31 protein-coding genes, 1 other RNA gene and 1 pseudogene are annotated in these 24011 nt (G+C 38.5%); 20 read left to right on the forward strand and 13 right to left on the reverse strand.

The features are described 5' to 3' along the window. From CSV80_RS10565 to ytvA, 3 genes are all read left to right on the forward strand, one after another. Entirely contained in the window at positions 1-1065 is a 1065-nt protein-coding gene (locus CSV80_RS10565) for an ABC transporter ATP-binding protein (protein WP_099670818.1), read from the forward strand. Continuing rightward, entirely contained in the window at positions 1065-1997 is a 933-nt protein-coding gene (locus CSV80_RS10570) for an ABC transporter ATP-binding protein (RefSeq protein WP_099670819.1), read from the forward strand. The genes CSV80_RS10565 and CSV80_RS10570 overlap by 1 nt, the downstream gene beginning before the upstream one ends. Positions 1998-2184: 187 nt before the next feature. Next, positions 2185-2922: a YtvA family blue-light photoreceptor gene (gene ytvA, locus CSV80_RS10575; protein ID WP_099670820.1), complete on the forward strand. Its 738-nt coding sequence runs from the start codon at positions 2185-2187 to the stop codon at positions 2920-2922. A gap of 45 nt (positions 2923-2967) precedes the next feature. On the opposite strand, the gene CSV80_RS10580 is transcribed toward ytvA, so the two are convergent. Further along, entirely contained in the window at positions 2968-3456 is a 489-nt protein-coding gene (locus CSV80_RS10580; RefSeq protein WP_099670821.1) for a DinB family protein, read from the reverse strand. Between the two features lie 81 nt (positions 3457-3537). On the opposite strand from CSV80_RS10580, the gene CSV80_RS10585 reads away from it, so the two are divergent. The 6 genes from CSV80_RS10585 (at position 3538) to CSV80_RS10610 (ending at position 8007) form a co-directional block, all read left to right on the forward strand. Beyond that, positions 3538-4176, forward strand: coding sequence for a pentapeptide repeat-containing protein (locus CSV80_RS10585; protein ID WP_158231886.1), 639 nt, complete (start codon positions 3538-3540; stop codon positions 4174-4176). Positions 4177-4328: 152 nt separating this feature from the next. Beyond that, positions 4329-4871: a GNAT family N-acetyltransferase gene (locus CSV80_RS10590; RefSeq protein ID WP_099670823.1), complete on the forward strand. Its 543-nt coding sequence runs from the start codon at positions 4329-4331 to the stop codon at positions 4869-4871. Between the two features lie 133 nt (positions 4872-5004). Beyond that, positions 5005-5640, forward strand: a complete 636-nt coding sequence (gene msrA, locus CSV80_RS10595; protein ID WP_233208477.1) for a peptide-methionine (S)-S-oxide reductase MsrA — start codon at positions 5005-5007, stop codon at positions 5638-5640. Positions 5641-5736: 96 nt separating this feature from the next. Then, entirely contained in the window at positions 5737-6909 is a 1173-nt protein-coding gene (locus CSV80_RS10600; RefSeq protein WP_099670824.1) for an MFS transporter, read from the forward strand. An 11-nt stretch (positions 6910-6920) separates the two neighbouring features. Next, positions 6921-7511 carry a histidine phosphatase family protein gene (locus CSV80_RS10605; protein WP_099670825.1) on the forward strand — a complete coding sequence of 197 codons (591 nt, stop codon included), beginning with the start codon at positions 6921-6923 and terminating at the stop codon, positions 7509-7511. After that, positions 7495-8007, forward strand: a complete 513-nt coding sequence (locus CSV80_RS10610) for a YcxB family protein (protein ID WP_099670826.1) — start codon at positions 7495-7497, stop codon at positions 8005-8007. Before CSV80_RS10605 ends, CSV80_RS10610 begins: the two co-directional genes overlap by 17 nt. A gap of 58 nt (positions 8008-8065) precedes the next feature. Here the strand turns inward: CSV80_RS10610 and CSV80_RS10615 are convergent, their stop codons facing one another. The 3 genes from CSV80_RS10615 to CSV80_RS10625 are packed head-to-tail and all read right to left on the reverse strand — an operon-like array spanning position 8066 to position 9403. After that, positions 8066-8518 (reverse strand): hypothetical protein, encoded by a 453-nt coding sequence (locus CSV80_RS10615; RefSeq protein WP_099670827.1) that lies wholly within the window; start codon positions 8516-8518, stop codon positions 8066-8068. 51 nt (positions 8519-8569) lie between these two features. Next, a complete protein-coding gene (locus tag CSV80_RS10620; protein ID WP_099670828.1) occupies positions 8570-9148 on the reverse strand; it encodes an AarF/UbiB family protein in 579 nt (192 codons plus the stop codon). A 30-nt stretch (positions 9149-9178) separates the two neighbouring features. Further along, positions 9179-9403, reverse strand: a complete 225-nt coding sequence (locus tag CSV80_RS10625; protein WP_158231983.1) for a hypothetical protein — start codon at positions 9401-9403, stop codon at positions 9179-9181. A gap of 95 nt (positions 9404-9498) precedes the next feature. Here CSV80_RS10625 and CSV80_RS17525 point away from each other — a divergent pair, with 95 nt between their 5' ends. Then, positions 9499-9645 carry a hypothetical protein gene (locus CSV80_RS17525; RefSeq protein WP_158231887.1) on the forward strand — a complete coding sequence of 49 codons (147 nt, stop codon included), beginning with the start codon at positions 9499-9501 and terminating at the stop codon, positions 9643-9645. Positions 9646-9697: 52 nt separating this feature from the next. Here CSV80_RS17525 and CSV80_RS10630 read toward each other — a convergent pair whose 3' ends face one another. After that, positions 9698-10444: an AAA family ATPase gene (locus CSV80_RS10630; protein ID WP_099670829.1), complete on the reverse strand. Its 747-nt coding sequence runs from the start codon at positions 10442-10444 to the stop codon at positions 9698-9700. A 107-nt stretch (positions 10445-10551) separates the two neighbouring features. Beyond that, a pseudogene (locus CSV80_RS10635) lies at positions 10552-10875 on the reverse strand (class II aldolase/adducin family protein); the annotation flags it as partial. Positions 10876-11100: 225 nt separating this feature from the next. Between CSV80_RS10635 and CSV80_RS10640 the strand changes: the two are divergent. The 3 genes from CSV80_RS10640 (at position 11101) to CSV80_RS18180 (ending at position 13623) form a co-directional block, all read left to right on the forward strand. Continuing rightward, positions 11101-11922 (forward strand): Cof-type HAD-IIB family hydrolase, encoded by an 822-nt coding sequence (locus CSV80_RS10640; RefSeq protein WP_099670831.1) that lies wholly within the window; start codon positions 11101-11103, stop codon positions 11920-11922. A 145-nt stretch (positions 11923-12067) separates the two neighbouring features. Further along, positions 12068-12604: an acyl-CoA thioesterase gene (locus CSV80_RS10645; protein ID WP_099670832.1), complete on the forward strand. Its 537-nt coding sequence runs from the start codon at positions 12068-12070 to the stop codon at positions 12602-12604. A gap of 236 nt (positions 12605-12840) precedes the next feature. Further along, the gene (locus CSV80_RS18180; RefSeq protein ID WP_099670833.1) at positions 12841-13623 is read left to right on the forward strand and encodes an ASCH domain-containing protein; all 783 of its coding nucleotides are present in this window, start codon (positions 12841-12843) and stop codon (positions 13621-13623) included. Positions 13624-13754: 131 nt separating this feature from the next. On the opposite strand, the gene CSV80_RS10655 is transcribed toward CSV80_RS18180, so the two are convergent. Next, complete coding sequence (locus tag CSV80_RS10655; protein WP_099670834.1) at positions 13755-14465, reverse strand: YczE/YyaS/YitT family protein; 711 nt, start codon at positions 14463-14465, stop codon at positions 13755-13757. 122 nt (positions 14466-14587) lie between these two features. On the opposite strand from CSV80_RS10655, the gene CSV80_RS10660 reads away from it, so the two are divergent. After that, a complete protein-coding gene (locus CSV80_RS10660; protein WP_099670835.1) occupies positions 14588-15493 on the forward strand; it encodes a LysR family transcriptional regulator in 906 nt (301 codons plus the stop codon). Between the two features lie 87 nt (positions 15494-15580). Here CSV80_RS10660 and tatA read toward each other — a convergent pair whose 3' ends face one another. Next, entirely contained in the window at positions 15581-15796 is a 216-nt protein-coding gene (tatA, locus tag CSV80_RS10665) for a twin-arginine translocase TatA/TatE family subunit (RefSeq protein WP_099634380.1), read from the reverse strand. Between the two features lie 136 nt (positions 15797-15932). Here tatA and CSV80_RS10670 point away from each other — a divergent pair, with 136 nt between their 5' ends. From CSV80_RS10670 to CSV80_RS10680, 3 genes are read left to right on the forward strand one after another with little or no spacing between them, the layout of a single operon-like run. Then, the gene (locus CSV80_RS10670; RefSeq protein WP_233208478.1) at positions 15933-17348 is read left to right on the forward strand and encodes a spore germination protein; all 1416 of its coding nucleotides are present in this window, start codon (positions 15933-15935) and stop codon (positions 17346-17348) included. After that, the gene (locus CSV80_RS10675; protein WP_099670837.1) at positions 17345-18442 is read left to right on the forward strand and encodes a GerAB/ArcD/ProY family transporter; all 1098 of its coding nucleotides are present in this window, start codon (positions 17345-17347) and stop codon (positions 18440-18442) included. Before CSV80_RS10670 ends, CSV80_RS10675 begins: the two co-directional genes overlap by 4 nt. Before the next feature lie 26 nt (positions 18443-18468). Next, entirely contained in the window at positions 18469-19563 is a 1095-nt protein-coding gene (locus CSV80_RS10680) for a Ger(x)C family spore germination protein (protein WP_255407651.1), read from the forward strand. 69 nt (positions 19564-19632) lie between these two features. Here CSV80_RS10680 and CSV80_RS17530 read toward each other — a convergent pair whose 3' ends face one another. The 3 genes from CSV80_RS17530 to CSV80_RS10690 all read right to left on the reverse strand — a co-directional run bounded on the left by CSV80_RS17530 (position 19633) and on the right by CSV80_RS10690 (position 20977). Continuing rightward, positions 19633-19797 carry a hypothetical protein gene (locus CSV80_RS17530; RefSeq protein WP_158231889.1) on the reverse strand — a complete coding sequence of 55 codons (165 nt, stop codon included), beginning with the start codon at positions 19795-19797 and terminating at the stop codon, positions 19633-19635. A gap of 130 nt (positions 19798-19927) precedes the next feature. Continuing rightward, positions 19928-20425, reverse strand: coding sequence for a DUF3231 family protein (locus tag CSV80_RS10685; RefSeq protein ID WP_099670839.1), 498 nt, complete (start codon positions 20423-20425; stop codon positions 19928-19930). A 66-nt stretch (positions 20426-20491) separates the two neighbouring features. After that, positions 20492-20977 carry an antibiotic biosynthesis monooxygenase family protein gene (locus CSV80_RS10690; protein WP_099670840.1) on the reverse strand — a complete coding sequence of 162 codons (486 nt, stop codon included), beginning with the start codon at positions 20975-20977 and terminating at the stop codon, positions 20492-20494. A 149-nt stretch (positions 20978-21126) separates the two neighbouring features. On the opposite strand from CSV80_RS10690, the gene CSV80_RS10695 reads away from it, so the two are divergent. Further along, the gene (locus tag CSV80_RS10695) at positions 21127-21450 is read left to right on the forward strand and encodes a four-helix bundle copper-binding protein (protein WP_029054188.1); all 324 of its coding nucleotides are present in this window, start codon (positions 21127-21129) and stop codon (positions 21448-21450) included. Positions 21451-21589: 139 nt separating this feature from the next. Here the strand turns inward: CSV80_RS10695 and ssrS are convergent. After that, a non-coding RNA gene (gene ssrS, locus CSV80_RS10700) (6S RNA) lies at positions 21590-21783 on the reverse strand. Positions 21784-21893: 110 nt separating this feature from the next. Here ssrS and CSV80_RS10705 point away from each other — a divergent pair. Continuing rightward, positions 21894-22127 (forward strand): hypothetical protein, encoded by a 234-nt coding sequence (locus CSV80_RS10705; RefSeq protein WP_099670841.1) that lies wholly within the window; start codon positions 21894-21896, stop codon positions 22125-22127. A 295-nt stretch (positions 22128-22422) separates the two neighbouring features. On the opposite strand, the gene CSV80_RS10710 is transcribed toward CSV80_RS10705, so the two are convergent. Continuing rightward, positions 22423-23064 carry an HD domain-containing protein gene (locus CSV80_RS10710; protein ID WP_099670842.1) on the reverse strand — a complete coding sequence of 214 codons (642 nt, stop codon included), beginning with the start codon at positions 23062-23064 and terminating at the stop codon, positions 22423-22425. A 259-nt stretch (positions 23065-23323) separates the two neighbouring features. On the opposite strand from CSV80_RS10710, the gene CSV80_RS10715 reads away from it, so the two are divergent. Next, positions 23324-23839 (forward strand): type 1 glutamine amidotransferase domain-containing protein, encoded by a 516-nt coding sequence (locus tag CSV80_RS10715; protein ID WP_099670843.1) that lies wholly within the window; start codon positions 23324-23326, stop codon positions 23837-23839. Positions 23840-24011: the final 172 nt, after the last annotated feature.

The following is a 24011-nucleotide window of genomic DNA, read 5'->3' on the forward strand; positions in this document are numbered from 1 at the left end:
TTGACAAAAATATTAGAAGTAAAAGACCTCGAGCTTTCCTTCCACACATTTGCAGGTGAAGTGAAAGCGATTCGTGGCGTAAACTTTGATTTGCATAAAGGAGAGACGCTCGCTATTGTAGGTGAGTCGGGATCGGGTAAATCTGTAACGACGAAATCAATCATGCGACTCCTGCCTAAATCAAGTGCTGAATATAAGAATGGTCAAATTCTATTTGAAGGAAAAGATCTAACGAAAATTCCTGAAAAAGGTATGCAAAAGATTCGTGGGAAAGATATTTCGATGATCTTCCAGGATCCGATGACTTCGTTAAATCCAACTATGACAATTGGAAGACAAATCATGGAGCCCATCTTGAAACACCAAAAGCTGAATAAATCACAAGCGCGTAAGCAGACGATTGAACTATTGAATTTGGTCGGTATACCGAATGCCGAAAATCGTTACAAGATGTACCCTCACCAATTTTCTGGTGGACAGCGTCAGCGAATCGTTATTGCGATTGCGCTTGCATGTAATCCGAAAGTATTGATTGCGGATGAGCCGACCACAGCGCTGGATGTCACGATACAAGCGCAGATCCTTGAGCTGATGAAAGATATCCAGAAGAAGACCGATACGTCTATCATATTTATCACGCATGACCTTGGTGTAGTAGCAAACGTCGCCGACCGAGTAGCGGTTATGTATGGCGGCCGAATCGTTGAAATAGGCACCGTAGATGAAATCTTCTATAATCCACAGCATCCTTATACATGGGGCTTACTAAGTTCAATGCCGTCTATGGATTTAGAAGATCAAAAGCTGTATGCAATTCCCGGTACACCGCCTGATTTATTAAATCCTCCAAAAGGGGATGCATTCGCTTTGCGTAGTGAATATGCAATGAAGATCGATATGGAGCGGCAACCGCCTTTCTTCCAAGTGAGTGATACACATTACGCGGCGACATGGTTATTGCATCCGCAAGCACCACAGGTTGAACCGCCTGCCCTTATTATTGACCGTATGAAAGCATTTAAAGGTAGCCGGTACTATGTTGATCAGACGGGAGGTACTGTGTGATGTCAGACAATTTAATTGAAGTACGTAACCTCAAACAATATTTTAATGCAGGGAAATCTACTGAAGTCCGTGCAATTGATGATATTAGCTTCACTATTAAGCGCGGAGAAACATTCGGTTTAGTAGGCGAGTCAGGTTGTGGTAAATCGACAACAGGGCGTACTATGATCCGATTATATGATGCGACAGCAGGTCAAGTTCTCTACAATGGTGTAGATGTACACGCGCCAAAAAGCAAAAAGGAAAATCATGAATTGAATAGAAAGATGCAAATGATTTTCCAAGACCCTTATGCTTCTTTGAATCCACGTATGAAAGTTTTGGATATTATTGCAGAAGGATTAGATATACATGGTCTAGTAAAAGGTAAAACGGAGCGTAAACAAAGAGTAATTGACTTGCTTGAAACTGTTGGTTTAAACCGTGAGCATGCTGAGCGTTATCCGCATGAGTTCTCAGGTGGACAGCGTCAGCGTATTGGAATTGCACGTGCATTAGCAGTAGAGCCTGAGTTCATCATTGCGGATGAACCGATCTCTGCGCTGGACGTTTCAATTCAAGCGCAAGTCGTCAACTTGTTGAAAGAACTACAGGAAGAAAAAGGGCTGACGTATTTATTCATCGCTCATGATCTATCGATGGTTAAATACATTTCCGATCGTATTGGCGTGATGTATTTCGGTAAATTGGTGGAGATGGCTCCAGCGGATGAGTTATATCGAAATCCCATGCACGCTTATACAAAATCTTTGCTGTCAGCGATTCCGTTACCCGATCCTATTTATGAACGTTCTCGTGTGCGCCATCCGTATAATCCGAAGGACCATCAATATGGACCAGACGAAAAAGTGGAATTTCGTGAAGTTGCTCCTGAACATTTTGTATTATGTTCAGAGAAAGAACTCGCCGAGATGCAAGCTACACGTGTATAAGATATGATCCTTCTGACTATATAGTTGTCAGGGGGATTTTCTTTTTATCTAATTCAATCCAACAGTTTACCTGATAATTTGTACGTTTCATCGAACATTGTGCTAGTATTGAAATAATAAATACCATTTGAATCGATAGGGTGTGTTTTAAATAAATAAATTAACGGAGACAGTTCAAAGACAATTGATGGAAGCGGTCATCGATGGTAGTAGAGTTGGAGCTCTGGTAACAGATGCTTCGCAAGAGGATAATCCGATAATTTTTGCTAACAAAACATTCGAAACGATGACGGGGTATACTCAAGAAGAAACACTTGGGCGTAATTGTAGATTTCTCCAAGGCAAAGATACAGATTTAACTACAGTATCGAAGATCAGAAAAGCTGTTTCAGAAAGAGTGCCTATAACAGTCGTTTTGAAAAACTATAAAAAAGACGGTACATTATTTTGGAATCGACTTAGTATTCGTCCAATTATAATTGACGGAGTACCCTATTATATTGGTACGCAAACTGATGTTTCAGTACAATACAGACAAATAGAAGAGCTACATACGAAAGACCATGAAATAGAACAGCTAATGTTACCTATCATGAGAATTTACGATAATTTGGCGGCCGTGTCATTAATTGGTCAAATGACGGAAGAACGTTTTAATCTATTAATTACAAAATTGAGTGACTATGTTCACTCGAATGAAGTGGATCATGTAATGATTGATATAACAGGTTTATACTGGCAACAAGGGACTTCAATTGATCGGTTGTTGGAAATACAGCAAGTACTGACGCTTATAGGGTGTCAACTTTATATTACAGGCATCTCGCCAGAACTTGCACATAAATTAGCGGCAGCTAAAGATCCTCAGCAAAAATTAAAAACCTTTTCAAGTGTTCAGCAAGCAATTTACTATATTCAGCGATAGAGAAAAGACCTCTACCCTAACGAAAAGTTAGAGTAGAGGTCTTTATCAGATACCGAGTTGTTCTTTTACTTCTTTAATTTGTTCGATATGGCGCAGTTCATGGTAGCCTACAAATGGAATCCACTGCGTAAGGCTCATTTCGCCAAAAACAGGGTGCGGATAAGACTTCACTGCTAATTGATCTTCTAGTGCGTTTTTAGCTACATCATGTAAAGTTAAATGAGTAGTAGAGAGCTTGATTTTCAAGTCATGGAGAGTAGAAAATTCTGAAGTCGGTGTCACGAATTTAGGTGCATCTACTTTTTTAGAACGATGAACAGTAAGTTGAATCGGCTTAACTGTAGTGATGCTTTGGCCGTCGTTAGCAAGCTGGGTCTGAATAGATTTAGCGACACTACCTTCCATTAAGTACAGGTGCTGTAAAATTTGTTTAATGGACCATTTGTCTTCAGCTGGTTTTCGATTAATCACTTCATCTGACAGGTGTTCTACTTGTGCAAAAAGCTCTTTACGTGCTTGATCATTAATTTCCATAGTCGTCACCCCTTTTTATCATAGTATCACTGACTAGACAATTAATCTTTTTTAAAAGCTTGAAGAATAGGAGTTCAAATGATGAAACCAAATCAACCTAAAATCCCTGGTCGTTTAACGCCGGTACAGTTACAAGACTTACTACACGAGGAAGACCCATTCCTGCAAAATGCAAGTATTATCGATTCACGAATAGATGGGCAAACAATAGAACGTGCCCAATTAACAAGTATGCTCATTAAAAATTCCAGTTTCCAAGGAGCTATTCTACCAGATCTATTCGCTACAGATATTCAATTTGAAAACTGTGATTTTTCCAATGCAGACTTGACGGGTATAAGTATTCATCGAGTGAGTTTTCATAATTGCAAAATGCTTGGTGTCAACTTTACAAACGCCCGATTTACGGATGTGTTATTTGAGGAGTGTATTTGCAATCTTTCTGCGTTTGTCCATACAAGGTGGGAGAGAGTGCGGTTCGATCACTGCCAAGTGAAGGATGCAGATTTCTTCGATTGTAAACTAAAAAATACATATTTTATGAAGTGCAATCTGGATTCTGCAAGCTTTGACGAGACACCCCTAAAAGGCGTAGAAATTAAAACTTCAAAATTCGAGAGCATGACAGTGTCTATGAAAGATTTGGATGGTTGTGTCGTATCATCATTACAAGCGATTCAATTCGCTGCCATGTTGGGGTTAGATATTCAAGATGAATAAAGCGACACAATGAGGTACTAAAAATACTTGTGGAAAATAAGATATCGTATACTTATAATCAGGAATTACTTTCTTTCTCTTCAACAGCCTTAAAGTAGGAGTGTTAGTGAATGTTCATGGAATAAAATAATGACTATTAAAGGGGCTATGCTATGTTTATACATCAAGTAACAGAGGATATTTCATTGAAATTAGTAGGACAGAAAGATGCAGTAGAATTATTCACTCTCGTGGATGAATCAAGGGAACACTTGCGTGAGTGGTTACCCTGGGTTGATTCCATGACGAACGCGGAACAGTATGGATCAATCATAAATGCATGGTTACAACAATTCGCTGAAGAAGATGGGTTCCAAGCAGGTATTATGTATAAAGGAGACTTGGCAGGTTTTGCTGGCTTCCATTCAGTTAACTATACAAATAGGCAAACGAGTATTGGCTATTGGCTGGCACAAGATTATCAGGGAAAAGGAATTATGACTGCGGTAGTGTCCGCGCTAGTCAACTATGCATTTGACGAATATAATCTACACCGCGTAGAAATCCGATGTGCTGCGGAGAATAAAAGAAGTCAGGCAGTTCCTGAGCGATTAGGATTTAAGAAAGAGGGAGTCATTCGTGACGGAGAGTTTCTATATGATCATTATCATGATTTAATCGTATACGGTATGCTAGAAGATGAGTGGAAAAAGTGAAAAAATCATAATACGTTTCATGCAGGGTCCTTCTCAAACTGGACTCTGTTTTTTATAATTTCATTTCGGGTATAGTACAATTAACATAAAGGGATGGAGCGCCTTGCTAACTACTACTGAAATGGATAGAGAAATGACGAAGAATAGAAAGTTAGAAACTGCAACATTTGGAATGGGATGTTTTTGGGGGCCTGAAGCACGCTTTGGTAGCTTGCAAGGCGTCATAAGAACACGAGTAGGTTACACAGGTGGGACTACAGTGGCGCCAACCTATAAGACGATAGAAGATCATACTGAAACGGTGGAAATCGATTATGACCCTACAAGTATTTCTTATGAAGAAATACTTCTTCATTTTTGGCGTAATCACTATCCGAATCGTGATCAATACAGAGGACAACAGTATGTCTCATCATTGCGCTTTCATAACCAACAACAAAAACGGATAATCGATTTAGTAAAAAGTGAAATGGAGAAAGAGCTTGGTGAACCAATTGAAACGGAAATTACCCCTGTAGGTCATTTTACTTTAGCTGAAGACCGCCATCAGAAATACTATTTGAAGCGTTATCCGAATGTCTTGGATAAGTTATATTGGCTATATCCTTCTGAGGAGTCGCTTATCAATTCAACGTTTGCGGCAAGATTGAATGGATTTGTCAAAGGTTTTGGCACGCGTGATCAAATTGTGACTGAAATTGAAAGCTGGCCATTACCTGAAAATGCACGTCAGCAACTCATTCAGCAGTTCATGATATTAAAGTGGTGAAATCAGTGAAATACTGGAACTTTTCTTCTTGTAACTTCAATCGGTGGTTGCTATGATATTCCAATATTAACTTAGAATGAGCGTAGGAGAGAGTACATGAAAAAGGAATCCATCACGTTAGGTCTGCTACTAACCAATTTACTAATCGCATTTTTAGGAATTGGATTAGTCATACCTGTCATGCCAAGATTAATGAATGAATTACATATATCGGGTACGGTGGTTGGTTATATGGTCGCGACTTTTGCGATGGCCCAACTGCTTATTTCACCACTATCAGGAAGATGGGTAGATACCTTTGGTCGAAAAAAGATGATTGTCGTAGGTTTGATCATTTTTAGTTCTTCCGAATTCTTGTTTGGGATTGGACAGACATTGCCAGTACTATTTGCATCCCGGATTTTAGGCGGGATTAGTGCGGCTTTCATTATGCCGGCTGTTACTGCCTTTATTGCAGATATCACAACGATGGAAACTCGTTCTAAGGCATTAGGTTTTATGTCTGCTGCCATATCTACTGGATTTATATTAGGTCCAGGAGTTGGCGGATTTTTAGCGACATATGGTACTCGGGTTCCTTTCTTCTTTGCTGGAGGATTAGCTTTGTTTGCGGCGATTTTTTCCTTTATTGCATTACGTGAACCAGAACGTTATCAAGAAGCGGTAGCGGAGGATGTAACTAGACCTGGGTTGAAGCGGATTTTTGCACGTCATTATTTTATCGTCTTTATTATTATATTGATTTTATCTTTTGGCCTCGCTTCATTTGAATCGATTTTCAGTTTATTCGTTGATCATAAGTTTGGATTTACGCCGAAAGACATTGCAATCATCATTACAGGAGGCGGTCTGGTCGGAGCAGTCGCGCAAGTAGTGTTATTTGACAAGCTTGCGAGAACGATAGGAGAGAAACGTCTGATCTTTTTTTGTTTAATCTTTTCATCCATTTTAGTTTTTCTGACAACGTTCGTGCAAAGCTACTTTTCCGTACTGGCTGTTACAATGATTATTTTTGTAGGGTTTGACTTGATACGACCGGCAGCAACTTCTTATTTGTCGAAAATCGCGGGAAATGAACAAGGATTTGTTGGTGGCATGAACTCGATGTTCACGAGTATCGGAAATGTCTTCGGTCCAATCATCGGTGGAGCGTTATTTGATGTAGATGTCGATTATCCGTTTTATTTCGGAGCATTTGTATTATTACTTGGCGCAGTATTGAATTATCTATGGATTAAACGAACGCCATCTTTCAGGCCTAATATCTAGGGGGAATTGAATTGACGATTATTGGTTTTGTCCGGCATGGTGTGACTGCATGGAATAAAGAAGGGCGTGCACAAGGGAGTTCGAATATTCCGTTGGACGAAGAAGGTATGGAGACTGTAAAGAAGCTGGCATTGCGCTTGGCGGATGAGGATTGGGACCTCATATTCACTAGCCCTATGACACGTGCTAGACAGACCGCAGATTTAATTGCCGCTCAGTCGGGAATTGAAGTTATGGAAGACGATCGACTGCGCGAGCGAAGTGGCGGTTTGATCGAAGGAACGACGGAGCAAGAACGACAGCAGAAGTGGGGGCCTCAGTGGAGAGAACTAGATTTGCAGTTCGAGACGGGAGAAAATGTTGTGGCCCGAGGTCTTGAATTTGTGAATGAACAGGTCCAAAAGAATCCCAATCAACGTCTACTCGTCGTAAGTCATGGTAGTTTTATAAAACGGGTGATTGTGGCTTTGATGGAAGATGAAAAATATACAGTCAAGATCGATAACGCTTCATTGACTATAATCAATATAGAAAAGAAAAGTTGCTTGCTGTTAAATGACACACTACATGTAACGGGAGGACTAAATGGAAATCCACTATGAATTAACGGAACAAGATGTGATAGCGTTTAATTTATATCATGTGAAGAATTCTAAAGTCGGTAAAAATTCATTGCAATGGCAACGGTATATATCACCGCTAATATTTTTACTGTTTGCATATTTTTTAACTATTTTTACGGATATGGCGAAAGGTCCGTTATTTGTTACGTTTGGGCTAACTGCGATTTTATGGGTGATTTTTTATCCTAAATATTTTTACTTTCATATTACACGACAAGTGAGCAAGATGCTCAAAGGCGGTAAGAATGAAGGGCTTGTTGGAGAACATTTTATGAAGCTGAATAAGACAGGCATAGCAGATCAGACAGCAGTTGATGAAACAAAGGTACAATGGGCTGGTGTGAAGCAGCTAATAGAAGACCCGGATTATTTCTATATATATACGAGTACGGTGAGTGCATATATTATTCCAAAGCGAGATGTATACTCCGTTGATGGGCTAAAGACTTACGTTCAACAGCGGATTAAAGCGTAAATAAAAAATCAGAGGCTACGGAGCCCCTGATTTTTTATTTTCCTAAGTGACGATATCTCTAAAATAAAATAAGCAGTATAATACCTGACCCAATCGCCAGTTCGGTATAGGAATCTATCAAGCTATAGGCTAGTGTTGCGGAAGATCCAACCGCGATAATTACAGCGAATAGACGGTTTTGCATCTTCACTTGAAATGTACCTTGATCCAAAAACGAAGAGATTTTTGGTCGGAAACTGCGAATCTGTCCCAGGCTATTTAATATTATGCGTTGGTACTCTTTTCTATTCGTGAAAGGATTCTTCTCTATACTTTTTTTCTTGGCCCATTCAACTAAACGGGGGCGTGTAATAGCGAGCAGATCTATTTCGGGATCTAGTATATATAGCACACCGACAAAAACAGAGACTGCACGACCTAAAAATGCAAATTCAGCAGGCATTTGCACAGGTTGTGTTCGGACAATGACTTGCAGATCTTGTAGAAGATTTTCTACAACCATACTATTCATGTCATATAAGTCTGTCGTTTCATATGCTTTAACAACACTTTACGGTTTGCATTAGGGTGTCATTTCTTGATAAAGTACATTCAAATCGATTTGTTTACTTAATGAAGACCACTTTTTCGCAAGCCAAATCACAATTCGTACCGCTTGAAAATCCGCGCGCAAAATCCGTTCAATGTCAAAGCGCTGGATTTTAATAGCAACTTCTAATCCATTATGTAGTACTGCCTTGTATACTTCGCCGATAGACGCGGATGCGACAGGCTTTGACGTGATATCTCGTAAGTACTCGTTATGCGGTTTACCCCATTCATCATCTAGTAATTGTAATGCCAATTCAGAAGGGACCGGTGTTACTTGATCAGTCAGACCCTCTAACTCCTCAATGAATGATGCAGGCATGATATCTGCACGTGTAGAAAGGAACTGCCCTAGTTTGACGAGTAATCCACCTAATTCAAGAGCTGTCTTTTTATAGATTTTTGCTTGATTCGTAACAAGCTTGTTCCATTTTTCGGCGACAGCAGGTGTGAAATTGCCTCGATGACGTTTCTGGAATAAAAGTACTTGAATAAAAAACACGACCGCCATCCAGACGATACGTATAATACGATAGCCAGCAGAACGCTTCATAGGCAGTCCTTCTTTCTGCAAGATACATATTTATTTTTTACTAGGTTTCATCTCATTTAAGCCAATTCTCATCGCAGCTATCGCGCACGTAACATTTAATATGATTGCGATCGCTAAAAATAACCACTTCAATTTCTCAGGTAAATCGAGAAAAATCGCTAAAAATAAAAATGTAAAGCCGATTACAAGCATGGACAAATACATAGCCAATTTCTTCGACACAAGTAGTCCACCTTTCTTAAGTTCTACCCTCATTGTATCATGAAAAAACGAGGAATTTAAAATGCGTGTTTTTATTTCGTAGTTCTTGGGAATAATAAAGTTACATAAATTAGACGGGAGTGTGGAAAATGACAAAGAGTTATGCAGATACACCTAAAGATGATCATGATAAGAGTTCAGCAAAAGTAGCTAACGATGCAGCAAAAAAAGCTGAAGAACAGGTAGAAGAAATAAAGAAAGATGCAAGGGAACAAGTGAAAAAGGAAAATAAATAAAGTTTAAAAGCGATTATTTCCGCGGAAATAATCGCTTTTTCATCCTATTCATTTATTTTAGCAAATAATGTAACATACGGTCCTTATCATCAAAAAACTGCTTCATAATTTGGTAATGACTTGTTTCTTCCAGCGTCGTTTCTTGCGCACCTTCATCAGTAAACTCGATGATTTTTGCACCTGGATAAGATAGTAGAAGTGGGGAGTGTGTTGCAATCATGAACTGTGAGCCTTCACCAACTAAATCGTGGATCCTGCTTAACATGGATAGTTGACGCATAGGTGATAAAGCTGCTTCTGGCTCATCCAGTAAGTAAATACCATTCCCTCTAAAGCGATGAATGAAAGTCGCCCAAAATGATTCGCCATGGGACTGTTCATGCAATGAAGTCCCCCCGTAGCCATCTATAATTCTAGGGTTAGGACCTTCTGCATTATCTAACTCTTCAATTGTCGTTGCTAAATTGTAGAAAGTTTCAGCACGCAAAAAGAATCCATCGGTCGGTCGGATGACGCCTTTGATGAGCGTGATATATTCATCCAATACGGAATGGGAATCATAAGTAGAAAAGTTGAAGTTCAGTGAACCACCTTCAGGATTGAAACCAAAGGAAACGGCAATAGCCTCAAGTAATGTCGACTTTCCCATACCATTCTCTCCGACAAAAAATGTCACGTTCGGATGCAAAACTAGCTCAGTTAGCGTGTTGATACTTGGCAAATGAAAAGGATACTCTTCAAATGAAGGAACTTGATCACGCTTTAAACGTATTCCACGAATGAATGTATCTGAGTACATACGATTCTCCTCTCTCTACGGTATACAATGATTGTTAACGTACGGAAATCAATTCAAAAGGTCGGGCTCTTCACTTACGATTTTTCCCATTGTGGGTGGAGATTTTCCTAACGGTCAATATCCCTACCTACTTGTTTTGCAATGCTTGCGGCATGCTCTGGAGGAATAGGACTTACCATACCGGCGGCTTCCGCGAGTAAATGAACCTGGCATGAACGTTCGAGCCTAATAAACCAAAGTGCAGTAGCATTAACCGTTTGTCCAACCGTTAATGGGCCGTGGTTGTTCATGGATACCGCTTTACTGTCCACTAATGCATTTGCGACTTTTACTCCTTCATCCTCTTCATACACAACACCGAAAAACTCATCCAATACAGAGTGATTAGTGTAAAATGCACAAGCATCTTGTGTTAATGGATCGATCAATCTACCTGTCGATGCCCATCTTCAAAGATATGTATTAAATAACCCTCCGTCTACTTTTAATAAAAAATACGTTCTACAAAAAAGAATAACGTGCCATTACGAAAATATCAAATACAGTTTGTTGTTTTTAGTGATCGTATATTGAAGTTTCAAGCAACTTCACAGCATATGTGATGGGTAATTGATAGACTACATGGTAGACAACGAGTAATGAAAGGAGTATGTAAAATGAATCAAGATCAAAAGATCGTGTTCTTTGATTTAGATGGAACATTAATGAATCATGACAAAACAATTTTAGACTCGACGAAACAATCTCTCGCGGCATTGCGGGACAAAGGCATATACACCGTTATTTGTACTGGTAGGGCACCACTTATGTTCAAATGGTTACTAGAAGAACTATCGTTTGATTCCTATATTTCCATGAATGGACAGCATGTGGTATTGGATGGGGAGATAATTTACTCGAATCCTATGAAGCCTGAGGTTATACAACAACTTACTGATTATGCACATAAACAGGGGCATGGATTGACATACTCCACGTTTGAGTCATTCGTGACGAACGCAAAAGAACATCCACTTGTTCAAGAGGGAACCGCACGTTTAAAAATACCTTATCCCCCTGTAGATCCTGAAGTATATTCTCACTCTGACGTGAATCAAGTACAAATTTACTCCACTCCTAAAGAAACGGAAAAGTACATGGAGTTATTCAAGGATTATTCCTTTATAAGATGGGATGAAAACTCGGTGGATATGTTGCCGGAAGGGGCTTCCAAGGCGATTGGTATTCAAAAAATGCTAGAACACATGAATATACCTATTGAAAATAGCTATGCATTTGGAGATGGTGCGAATGACATGCAAATGATCGAGACGGTAGGTATCGGAGTAGCGATGGAGAATGCCATACCGGAATTAAAAGAAGTAGCAGATTTCATCACTGCATCTTGTTCAGATGATGGTATTATGAAAGGCTTAATCAAGGTAGGTTTACTAAAGGAAAAAGATATTCCATTACTGCATGATAGTATTAAGCAGTGAGTCAAAAGGCGTGAATTAGATTTCATTGTTGACAGTTATGTGAACGAAGAGTATATTTAGATGATATACAAAAAGGGAATATTTTAATATTTCAAATTACTTATAGAGTAATTTGGTTCACATCTTGGAGGAGGCCATATTTACAATGAAACTAGAAAAGCAGTGTCGGGAATCTAGGGTCGTACGAACGAGCAGGGTATTTCCAAATGATGTAAACAACCATAATACATTGTTTGGCGGACGTTTAATGAGCGATATTGATCAAATTGCATCGATTTCAGCAGCTCGGCACAGCAGAGCAGATTGTGTTACGGCATCTATGGATTCCGTTGACTTTCTGTATCCAATCCGTCCTTCCGATTCAGTCTGCTTTGAGTCATACGTGACATGGACTGGAAAATCTTCCATGGAAATCTTTGTGAAAGTTATTGCGGAGGATTTGGCAACTGGTAGTTGTAAAATTGCGGCCACCTCATTGTTAACATTTGTTGCATTGGATGAAAATAAAAAGCCACTAACGGTTCCACGTGTTATTCCTGAAACAGAAGAAGAAATATATTTACATGAAACTGCGCCACAGCGGGCGGAAATTCGTCTCATGCGTAAACAGCAAAGTAAAGATTTGGCCTCAGTATTAACGAATAACTATCCGTGGCATGATCCGGCACAAGTTCATGCATAAAATACTCAGTCAACTACGTTTGACTGAGTATTTTTATAAAAAGATGTATAAAACTTAATACTTTGTTACATACTACGAATAGATAGGACGTTCTCTAATTAATTTTCTTGGAGGATACCTATCTTTTTATTGTTATAAAATATAATCAACTACATAAACAGCTTCACGTATCAAAATATAGTTAGTTACAGCTATAATGAGAGGTACCATAGTAGAAGTAAGGAGATGATTCGTTTATGGTTAAAACGATTACTGCAGAGGAATTGTTCAGGAAAATAAAAGCCGAGGAAGCACTTGTACTTGTAGATGTACGTGCTGAGGATAAATATAGCCATTTTCATATCGAAGCGAATACGGTAGAAGATATAAATATGCCGAAAACAGAGATTTTTTCGTTAAAAGATGAAATGGAGAAAGTAATTTCACAGTTACCGAAAAATAGAGAAATGATTATTACCTGCACAACAGGAAATTCTGCAACTACATGTGCAAATATCCTTTCTAGTAGAGATTACGATGTTACTGTATTAGAGGGCGGAATAACCGCATGGAAAGAATACGTTAGTCAGGAATCAATTGAACGAATCTGGAAAGAATTTAAGGAAATTCATCCCGATGCACCTGAACAGTATGAAGCCTGGTCATTCGGTAATTCGAAACAAATGGCGGATGAACTTGCAGAATTGGTAGTGAAGGGAACTAAAACAGCGACTTCATCTAACTATAGACTCTATGAATTAGAAGATGAACCACTACCGATGGTAGGTCTTCATAATATCATTCTTGACGGCAAGGGAATGGCAGTCGCAGTCGTGGAGACTATTTCAGTAAAAGTAGTGCCTTTTAATAAAGTGACAGAAGAACATGCGTATTTGGAAGGTGAAGGTGATCGTTCATTGCGTTATTGGCAAGAAGTTCACGAAGATTTTTTCACGAATGAATTAAAAGAAGTAAATCTAGATTTTCATTATGAAATGCCAGTAGTTTGTGAGACTTTTAAATTATTATATAAGAATTAAGCTAGTCATGGGGAGTTATTGAGCTAACAGTAAATATCCATAGCAAAAATTGAGTGCAAAAAAATCCTTCTGTTTGTAGGGGTAGGGGATGCCGAGGCCGGTTTGTTACGGCATTCAGCATCTCTTTTTGTTCATAATTTTTTTTGCTGAATAGGTTCAACTACCTCTATTTCTTCTACTGTTACATTATCTCTACTTTTATACACCCAGCTCTGAAGTAGTGGCTGAAAACGTGGCATGATATTACCGAGAATTTTCCCAATAAAGTATGCAGCTAGAATGGTTCCGATCCCGATGGCTCCAAGTGATTGAATAAATACTAAGCAAACAATACCCGCAAGTGCGACGTTTACTAAATCACTGGAGACTTTCGCCTTGCCAAATATCATATTAAAACGGTCACTCACAACGTAGGTTAATGCATCATAAGGCATTAAGGGTAATTTGGCTGAAAAATAGGCTAACAAACCAGCTGATATAATATAAAAACTTATCAATAAAAATAAATACTTACCTACTAATGTTTCAGGAGCAGGAAGTAATTGTACGATGGCCAATGTCAAATCCATAAAAACACCAAATAGGAATACGATAACTAATTGAACAACAAATTCACGTAATCCAACACGTTTTGTATTCAAAAGAATCTGCATGAAAACAAATAAGATATTTGCAAGTATTGTCGTGATCCCTATCGTTAATCCGGATGTGAGGGAGATAGCGTAAGCTAATGATGAAACAGGAGAAACTCCAAGGTTAGCCTGTATGGAGAAGCTAACGCCTAGTGATAATAAAAATAACCCTATTACATACAGGGTAAGTCGTTTGGAAATAGTATTCATATGTAAGAAAAACCTCTGCTTTCGTTATCTAACACAATTAATTTTATCATGTAAAGTGAGATATAAATAATATATAATAGTGAAAGATGACATATGAAATAGTGTATAACGGAGTGAAAATCATGGATATTAAACAGCTTCATTATTTCAAGGAAATTGTAGATCAGGAAAGTATTTCGAAAGCTGCCCTCAATCTGCACATAGCTCAGCCACCACTCAGTCAACAATTGAAAAAGCTAGAGATGGAGCTTGGCACAACGTTGATTCATCGCTATCGACAAAAATGGGAGCTAACAGAAACAGGGCATATTCTGTATCAATATGCAAAAAAATTACTTCTTAGCTTGGATGATGTTAAGAGACAAATCGAAGAAATTGAAAAAGGGAGTGCAGGAACATTGCGTATTGGTGTTTCGTCTGCCTGTTTAAATCTGCTCGTCGACTACGTCAGCATATATCGTAAACAGTTTCCGGATGTCAAAATCAGTATTGAAAAAGGGAATTCCGAGGAATTGCTGAGGAAGCTGGATCATAAAGAAGTTGAAGTCGCTTTGTTATTGCGACTGGAACATAGTGCACACTGCGATGTATTGGCGTTAAAACAACAGGAGTATGTGGTAGTGTGTCCGCGGAGCTGGGGAGATATTTTTTCATCCGAGCATGTTACATTTCAAGATCTTGCCGAGCATCCTTTTATTATGCTTGCTGCAATGGAAGGCCATTCGTATTATGAAAACATCCTAAAAGCTTTTCAAGAAGCACATACTATTCCAGACATTGTAATGGAGAGCAAGGATCTGACCACCGTAATCGCAATGGTTAGTAAAGGTTTAGGCTATTCTATTATTCCACGAGTAGCTTATGCGGTACCAATGGAACAATTAAAGATCTATGAATTAAAGCAATTTGATTTCCGTGTTGAGCCAGTCATGATTAAGACGAAGGGTGAACGAGTTTCTAAAGCGACATCTCATTTTTGGGAGTTAGTAGATTCTATACGTACCGACATTACCCATGACTGGCAGTAATCCATATGGTGCGATTATGACTGTAGGTAAAGACCATAATACGTAAAAATCCAATCACATACGTGATTGGATTTTTTGTGTAAATTTTTATTTCACTTGTTCTTTTGTTTCTACTTTTTGCACTTCTATTTTCTTGGGCTCATCATCATCGTCATCCATAATGTCCTTTGCCGATTTCTTGAATTCAGACAACGTTTTTCCTACTGCTGAACCAATTTCGGGTAATTTACGGGGGCCGAACAAAATTAAAATAATCACTAAAATAATAATTAAGCCAGGTACTCCAATTGCGGCTAAGTTCATAGCGATTCCTCCTCTCGTAACTTTAAAAAATGTAGTCCTCTTTACATCATAACCTATATTTGATCTCATAAAACACTATTTAAGGATTTAATTGAAGAAGAGCATTTCTATACTCTTATGATTAAATTTCCAACGATTGGACAAACTAACAAATAACTTGTTTGATCAGAAAGTAGTGATGAGTATGGATGAAGCAACATGTCATATAGAACCACCTGCATACTTTACACGTTTGGCTACACGACTGGAACCAACCGCGGATATAGTGAAAAAAACCTTAAAAAGTAGAGATCGAGTAGTGCACCTTTTATATTTGAAAAGTGTAGTGGATATGATGCAACTACAAGAAATTGTGGTGAAACCTTTCTATGAGATGTCAGCCGAACAGAATTTTGCGGAGTATATTCAGTCATTACCTTATGAAACCAAGATGCCAACTGGGGATGAAGAGGTTCTTATAGAAATAACGAAGGGTAATGTATTTGTCATGATCGACAAGCAAATAACGTTACTTGAGTTAAAATTAGTAGCAGCCAATGCGGTGCAAGAAGCCATTATGGAACCTACCATTCATGGTCCCCAACTTGGACTGAGTGAGAGTATTGAGACGAATATTAACGTAATGCGGCAACGTTATCATAAGCCGTCCTTAATTATTGAACCAATGCAATTGGAAGATGCTTCGAATCGTGATATTGCATTAATTTATGATGGAGAAAGAGTAAAACCCCAGCTATTGAAGATAATCAGAAAACGTATTCTCACCTTGGAGGTAGAACTAGTTCAGGGAAGCTCAGACTTACAGTATTACATGAACAATAAAAAATACAGCTTGTTTCCAACCAGTCTTCTGACTGAGCGGCCGGATCGTATACTTCATAATATGGCGGTTGGAAAAGTTATTATTTTAGTAGATGGTAGCCCTCATGCAATTATTGCACCTACAACGTTTTTTGATTTTATGCTTTCGATGGAAGATGCGTATTACTCCTTTTGGGTAGTATCGTTAATACGGTTTCTTCGATATGCAGGATTGTTTACATGTATTATGCTGCCATCTATATATGTTGGTGTTACTTCCTATACACCGGAAGTCCTCAGGACAGAGCTTGCCTTGACGGTGGCTGCGAGCAGGATTGGCGTTCCGTATCCCTCGTTTATTGAAGTATTTTTCATGTTGATCTTTATTGAACTGCTGACGGAAGCTAGTATGCGGTTGCCAAATAGTATCAGCGCTACGGCTACAACAGTTGGGGGGCTTATACTTGGAACTGCAGCAGTAGAGGCTGCATTGACATCAAACATCATGGTCATCGTCGTCTCCCTTGTAGCGATTTCCACCTTTGTTATCCCAATAAGTGAAATGAATTATGCTGTCCGGGTCTGCCGTTTTTTACTATTGTTATATACGACGGCATTTGGTCTAGCAGGTATGGTACTCGGAATGCTGGGTTTGTTGTTGTATTTGGTGAACAAAGACAGTTTCAGTGAGCCGTATTTACGGATGTTTTGGAAAAACAGACAAGAAGAATTGAAGGCGGATGATTCATGAGCCGCTTTGTTTATTTTTTACTCATATCCAATATGATCGCCAACCTCATTGCTGCTAGTCCAAGAATCTTTTTTGCTAAAAGTGAAGAAGGGGCAATTATCACGATGATCATTGCGTTGTTTTTTGGCGTATTTATGAACTGGGCATTGATCACTTCTTTTAAAGCGTTTCCAGGAAAGAGCTTACCGCAAATTTTATCTTTATATCTATCGAAATGGATTTCTATTCCAGCATTAATTATCTTAGGAGTAATTTGGTATGTATCAGGTCTTCAGACGCTGATTACTTATATAGATATTCTATTGCGATTTTTAACCCCAGAGATGTCTGTTTATTTAGTCATTGCGATGTTCATTCCAGTGATCACTTTTGGAGTAATCATGCAGAGTCGAAATATATTATTTACACTTGAATTGGTGTTTGTTTTGGCGTTTCCTGCTGCAGCATATTACGTAGTAAAACTCTTTTTTGCTGAACAGGTCAGCTGGGATCATGTGGCAATTGCAATGACTTTTATTGATAATCCGCCAGACTATACAGTGTTTTCTACTACGACTTATTTATTCGCAGGAACTTTTGATATCATTATTTTCAATTCGCTCCTGAAGAAAAAAATGACTTTCGGTATTAAACAGGCTTTAATTGTGTTCATTCTGGGCGCTTTTGCACTTTTTACTACCTATTTTATTCCGATTGGAGTATTAGGATTTGATCAAGTAGAAAGTATTCTGTACCCATGGATTCTGACTAGTGATTCTATTCGAATGAAGTTCGGGGTAATTGAGCGTGTGATATTTATCTTTTTGCTACTATTCTTGGCGATTGCCTTTTTAAATATTACGATTCATTGGCATGTTGCTTGTAAGTTATTTCAAAGTGCATTTGGTATAGAACAATTGAAAATAAAGTGGCGTGAAAAAATCAGTCTTGTAATAATGGTTGTAGTATTTTGGTCCATAGCGATCTATACAACATTAAAAGTGACCGAGTACGATCTGTTTCTTTTTAGTGGGTATTACTTTAATTCTATTCCAATTGTGTTGACTGCTCTGATAACTCTAATGCTTGTAGTAAATAGGAGGGCGAAGTTTTGAAATTCCTCTCAGTGAGTAAATGGTTTATGGTGGTTTTATGCATGAGTGGTGTTTTGCTTCAATATGGCTGTGCGTTCAAAGATATTGATAAACGCCTTTTTGTGTCTGCGATTGGGATTGATCCTGCCGAAAATGTAGAGAACGGATACAAAGTAACATTGAAAGTCGCTTTACCGTTTGGGGCTATTAAGGATTCTGAGAGGCCGAGTTTTGCTTATCTATCACGCGAAGGACAATCAATAGGCGAAGCGATTCGCATGCTGGAAACACATGTAGACAAAGTATTGGAACTGGGTCATATGAAAACAATTATTGTTCATGAAAAACTTCTTAGTGATGATATGCAGTCATTCATGGATTATTTTATTCGACGCGGTGATATCCAATTAATCGCGTATGTTGCAGGGGCCAGGCCTTCAGCCGAAACGATTTTAAAAGTAGAGCCAAATACTGAAGCACCGGCATCGGTTGCTTTAATCAACTTTTTTGGAGCAACGGCGAATGATAATCCATATGTTGTGACGACTTATCTGTTTCAATTGCGTAGAGACATCCTTGCAGATGGTATAAATCCCGTTTTGCCTTTGATTGAGACAATTGCAGGAGGCGATGAACTAATAGTAAATAATTCCGTAGTAGTTGATAAGAGAGAGGATCCGGCTGTTCTATCTGCTATTGATACGAAGTATTTTAATTCTTTATTGAAAGATTCAACTGGATTTACCTATCTAGTCAAAGAAGGAAGCCTCAAATTATTATTGAACATTAGCCAAAGTAAAATGACGTATCAATTTGTACCGAGTAAAGGAAGTGGAGTGCCGCGTGCGATAGATATGCACATTATGATGAAAGGAACGATAGGCGAAGCCAATAAAGATTTATCTATTGCTAAATTGGATGACTATAATAGATTAGCCTCAAAAGAAGTGAAACAAAAAGTCATGCACTTTCTAACTAAAATGCAAGAGGAAAACCTGGATCCTTTTGGTTTTGGCTTACGTTACCGAGCTACACGGTTGCATACAGAAGATATATTTACTACGTGGCAAAAAGCATACCCTGATATCGAATTCAAAGTAACTGTCGATGTCAAATTACAGGGGACAGGATCGATAGAATAATGAGTAGAAAAACGTCATCCATCACAGTATCGGATGACGTTTTTCTATTAGTTTTTATGAACGTTCTTTTTACTTTCTATGATTACGTCGCTCTTGATTGTCTAAGTTAGTTGGTTGCTGGCGTTTCTGATCGAAGGTAAACTCCTCACCGAACTCCATGTTATCCAGCCGCTGTGGTTGTTCAAGCTGTACAGGTCTTTCTTGTTGTGTTCTTTCAGGCTTTCGTTTCTTCATGAGATTCTGCATCCTTCCTACCTTTTAGATGAATTACTTTGGCCAAGTTAGGATGAGCACAACTACAGATTCTATTCATGATAAGAAAAAACTTCACCAGCGATATACGCTTGGCGAAGTTTTGTGGTGATTATTGCAAATGCAATGGTGGTGGGAAAATCCAACCTTTTGATTTATTTAAGCTTAGTAATTTGGCACCGAATGCTACTTTCTCCATATGACACTTTGCAAACATAGCTGCCACGTCTTCACGTAGACATTGTCCCATTGCCATACTACATGAAACGAGTCCTTGTCCAACATTAATGGACATAGCTCCACTAATTTCGGGGTCCATAAAGCGTGCGCCCGCAGGAATGTCCTCAGCATTTGCTTTTGGTCTTTCAGGAAGTGCAGGTGGCGGTGTGATGCCATTTGCTTTCAGCACTTTGCCGAAATCTTTGTTCTCCGCTTTCATAGTTTTAATTGCTTCTTCAAGCAGACTAATGAGATCGGTATCTTCCGCGTGATTAACGAATGCTTCATATCCGCTGATTAGACCGTTATTTGCACCCATGAACGCCCAGATAGCTGTGATTTCTCCGTAATGCATAGGCTGATCTTTTGGATTGCCATCTAAAATACCCATAAAAACACACTCCTCATCATTGTTTTCACTTCAAGAGTAGTCTTTACAGATATCGTTTTTTTATACTTATTTTTTATATGTCGTAACAAATGAAGGGCCTGAGAAAATGTTAGGTCGCTGATCGACGCCATCTTGAGTGCCGCGTTTCGCATGCGCTTTCCCGTAAGCCTGTGACTCTTGCCAGTTTTTGAAGGACTCTTCGTCTTCCCACATTGTCAAAATCACATATGTGCCAGAGTGTACTGGTCGCAATACACGAATCGCCACGAATCCTGGTTCTGCTTCTATTAGACGTGCACGGTTATTAAAGCGCTGTTCAAAAGTTTCTCTTCCTTCTTCAGTTACAGGAATATTGTTTAATACAGCAAAACGACCAGATGGTAAATCTCCGCTTTGATCCAAAATATCGTATTCGACGGCGTTGTTGAGAGTTGTCGTTTCGGCCTCTTGTAGCACAAGCACTTCTTCATCATTATTCATTAATGACGCACGCGCTTCTTCTGGTAAGTTACCTGCATCTTCTAGTGGGCCTGTCCATTTAAATAGTTTCATTTCAAACACCTCATCTTTTCTATTTTGTTGATTACAACATAGTATAACGGAGAAATGAAAATGCTTTCAATGAATAAGCAAACAGTTCTATTGGTTTAAGTTCAGAAATAGCAGGGAAGAGTAAGGAAAATGCTTTTGGAGGCGATCAAATGAATCAAAAATATGCAGATGTACTAGCGGTATTAGAGGATTGTATAAAGGCGTGTAATCATTGTTTTGACGCGTGTCTAAAAGAAGAAGATGTTCGTATGATGTCGGACTGTATTCGACTCGATCGAGAGTGTGCAGACATTTGTTCATATGCAATCCAGTCGATTACTCGACAAAGTCCATTTACCGATAAAATCTTGCAACTTTGTGCGGAAATTTGTGAGCAGTGTGCAGAAGAATGTGGCAAACACGATCATGATCACTGTAAGCAGTGCGCTGAAGCATGCCGCAAATGTGCAGAAGCTTGTCGCAATGTAGCTTAATTTCGTATATACAGTTAAAACACCTTCCGCTATTATGAGGGTGTTTTTTGTTTGCAATGAGTTGGCTTCTCCTTGTTTAATCATTTTACATACAAAACAAAAACCTTCCATACAAGTATGGAAGGTTTTTTCTCTGTTTATGTAAGCCGTGTTTGCCGTACTTAGTCATAGAAAGTTTTAAACCACCACTCCTCAAAGTGGGTGTTTGCGGAAAACGTTCCTGTATGTCTGGATTGCTATAAGGAATCCAGCATGCCATTTCCGTTTCGTAATAAACTCCCTTTTACAGCTTAAAGGTTAAAACTTAATGTCATACGAACAATACAGCTTGTAGATTTATATTACACCTGTAAAAGCGAAAATGCAATGGAAAGTTCTTCTGTTTATTGAAACTAAAACGTATGTTAGAACGTATAGAAATGAAAAGACAGGAGTGATCATGTATGGAACAGCATGAAAACAACTCGGAAAAACAACAATTGGTTACAAGACAGACACGGGAAATCAGTACACTGAATCAGGAAGTGGATGAACTTCGTAAAGAAGTAAAACAGCTTCGTGAAGATATTGAGCTAATTGATATATTTCAAAAGAAACCCATCGTTTCATCTGCAGTCATCGGTCAAATTGGTGGAATTATTATTGCTATACTAGTTATAGTCGGAATATTCTTTTAGTAAAAACCTCTGCGTGATGCTAAAAAAATGGTGGACATATAGTTTTTGCTGGTTATGTTAAAAAGCTAGTGATTTTGACATATATTACGCCTGTTTCAATTACGCTCGTACAGAGTTTATTGGGATGTACGATTCCCGTGAGAAACCTGTACGCGATATTGATTTGCGCAACAAGCGAGGGCAAGCTAGAGCCACAATTAATGTATTCGCAGTTTTGATTAAAAGCATCATAGAAGTGTCATTCAAAGTAAAATGGCAGAAAATCAGAATTTCATAATTCGCTTGTCAATGTCTATTAATTTCCCCGTTCTTCGATGATACGTACAGTAATTCCAGTTAATTCATCATGCTCAGTAAAACGTTCACTGAGCATATCTGTAAGTATATGTTTTAGAAAGTATTCTACACAGTTCATATCTTGATAAATCAGTATGGTTCTTAATGCTTCTTCATAGATTTCTATAAACAATGGCTCTGGGTTATCCTTTTGGATCTCGCCAAATGATTCATAAAGCAAATCAACTTTATCAGCAACGGATAAAATGCGCCCCTCCAATGTTTCATCCTTTCCTTCTTTTAACCGCTCCAAATATATAGCTTGAAACTCAGTAGGAAATTCTTTTTCTATAAAACTTCTTGTCATTTCTTCTTCTACTTCACCGAATAGTTTTTTCAATTCTTTCGAAGCGTATTTTACAGGTGTCTTAATATCCCCTGTAAATAGTTCTGCGTAATCATGGTTCAAAGCCTTTTCATATAGGCTTTTCCAATCCACATTCTGTCCAGATTCCTCTTCAACTGTCCCGAGGAACTGAGCAATTTTTGTTACTTTAAATGAATGGCTAGCGACAGAATGCTCCTGAAATTTGAACTTTCCAGGACAACGAATAATTAGTTCTAAATCAGATAAGCTTTTAAAGTATTGGTGTACTCCCACAGCATTCATCACCTTTATTTAGTATTTACAGCTTAAAAACATTCCTATTCATGTTTTTAAGAGGGGCTTGTCTACATGCAACACTATTATATAGTAACCCTAATGCAGACAGAATTATACGGATAGGGAAGAATTCCACTTAGCAACAAATATATCCAATAACTAATTATAGAATAACTAGATCACGGGTGATGATGTTTAGACTCTTTATAATGTGGAATAGTATTTACAGAACATCACATAAGGAGTGGTAAGCATTATGGCTAAAATTGCAACAGTACTTGGTGATATGTTTGAGGACTCAGAATATATGAAACCGGCTGCCGCGTATAAGGAAGCTGGACACGAAGTAGAAGTGATTGGCGCTGAAGCAGGAACAGAAGTAACGGGTATGAAAGAAAATACAAAAGTGGGAATTGATAAAGCAATTGCTGACGCTAAATCGTCAGATTATGACGCATTATTTATTCCGGGCGGGTTTTCACCGGACATTTTACGTGCAGATGATCGTTTTGTGAAATTTGTCAAAGAATTTATGGATGCAAAAAAACCTGTATTCGCAATTTGTCATGGTCCACAATTGCTCATTACAGCGAAAGCGCTTGAAGGGCGAGATGCAACAGGATATACGTCCATTCGTGTAGATATGGAATATGCAGGTGCAAAATACGCAGACAAAGAAGTAGTAGTCTGTCAGAACCAACTTGTAACAAGCCGTACACCTGACGATATTCCAGCTTTTAATCGCGAATCACTAAAAATTTTAGAAAAATAATAAATACTTCGATCGTCAAGGTGTAAAAGCCTTGACGTTTTTTTGTGTCTTCTGCACATTAAACCGCTGCTTACAACATACGATAACCATACATTTTAACATTCGTTGAAAAAGATTCTCAATTGTACTTGAAAAAGGTTCTCAATGAGAGTATGCTAAAAGCAACGAATAA

Origin of the sequence: Sporosarcina sp. P12(2017), from assembly GCF_002743035.1 — a bacterium.
GTDB lineage: Bacteria > Bacillota > Bacilli > Bacillales_A > Planococcaceae > Sporosarcina > Sporosarcina ureae.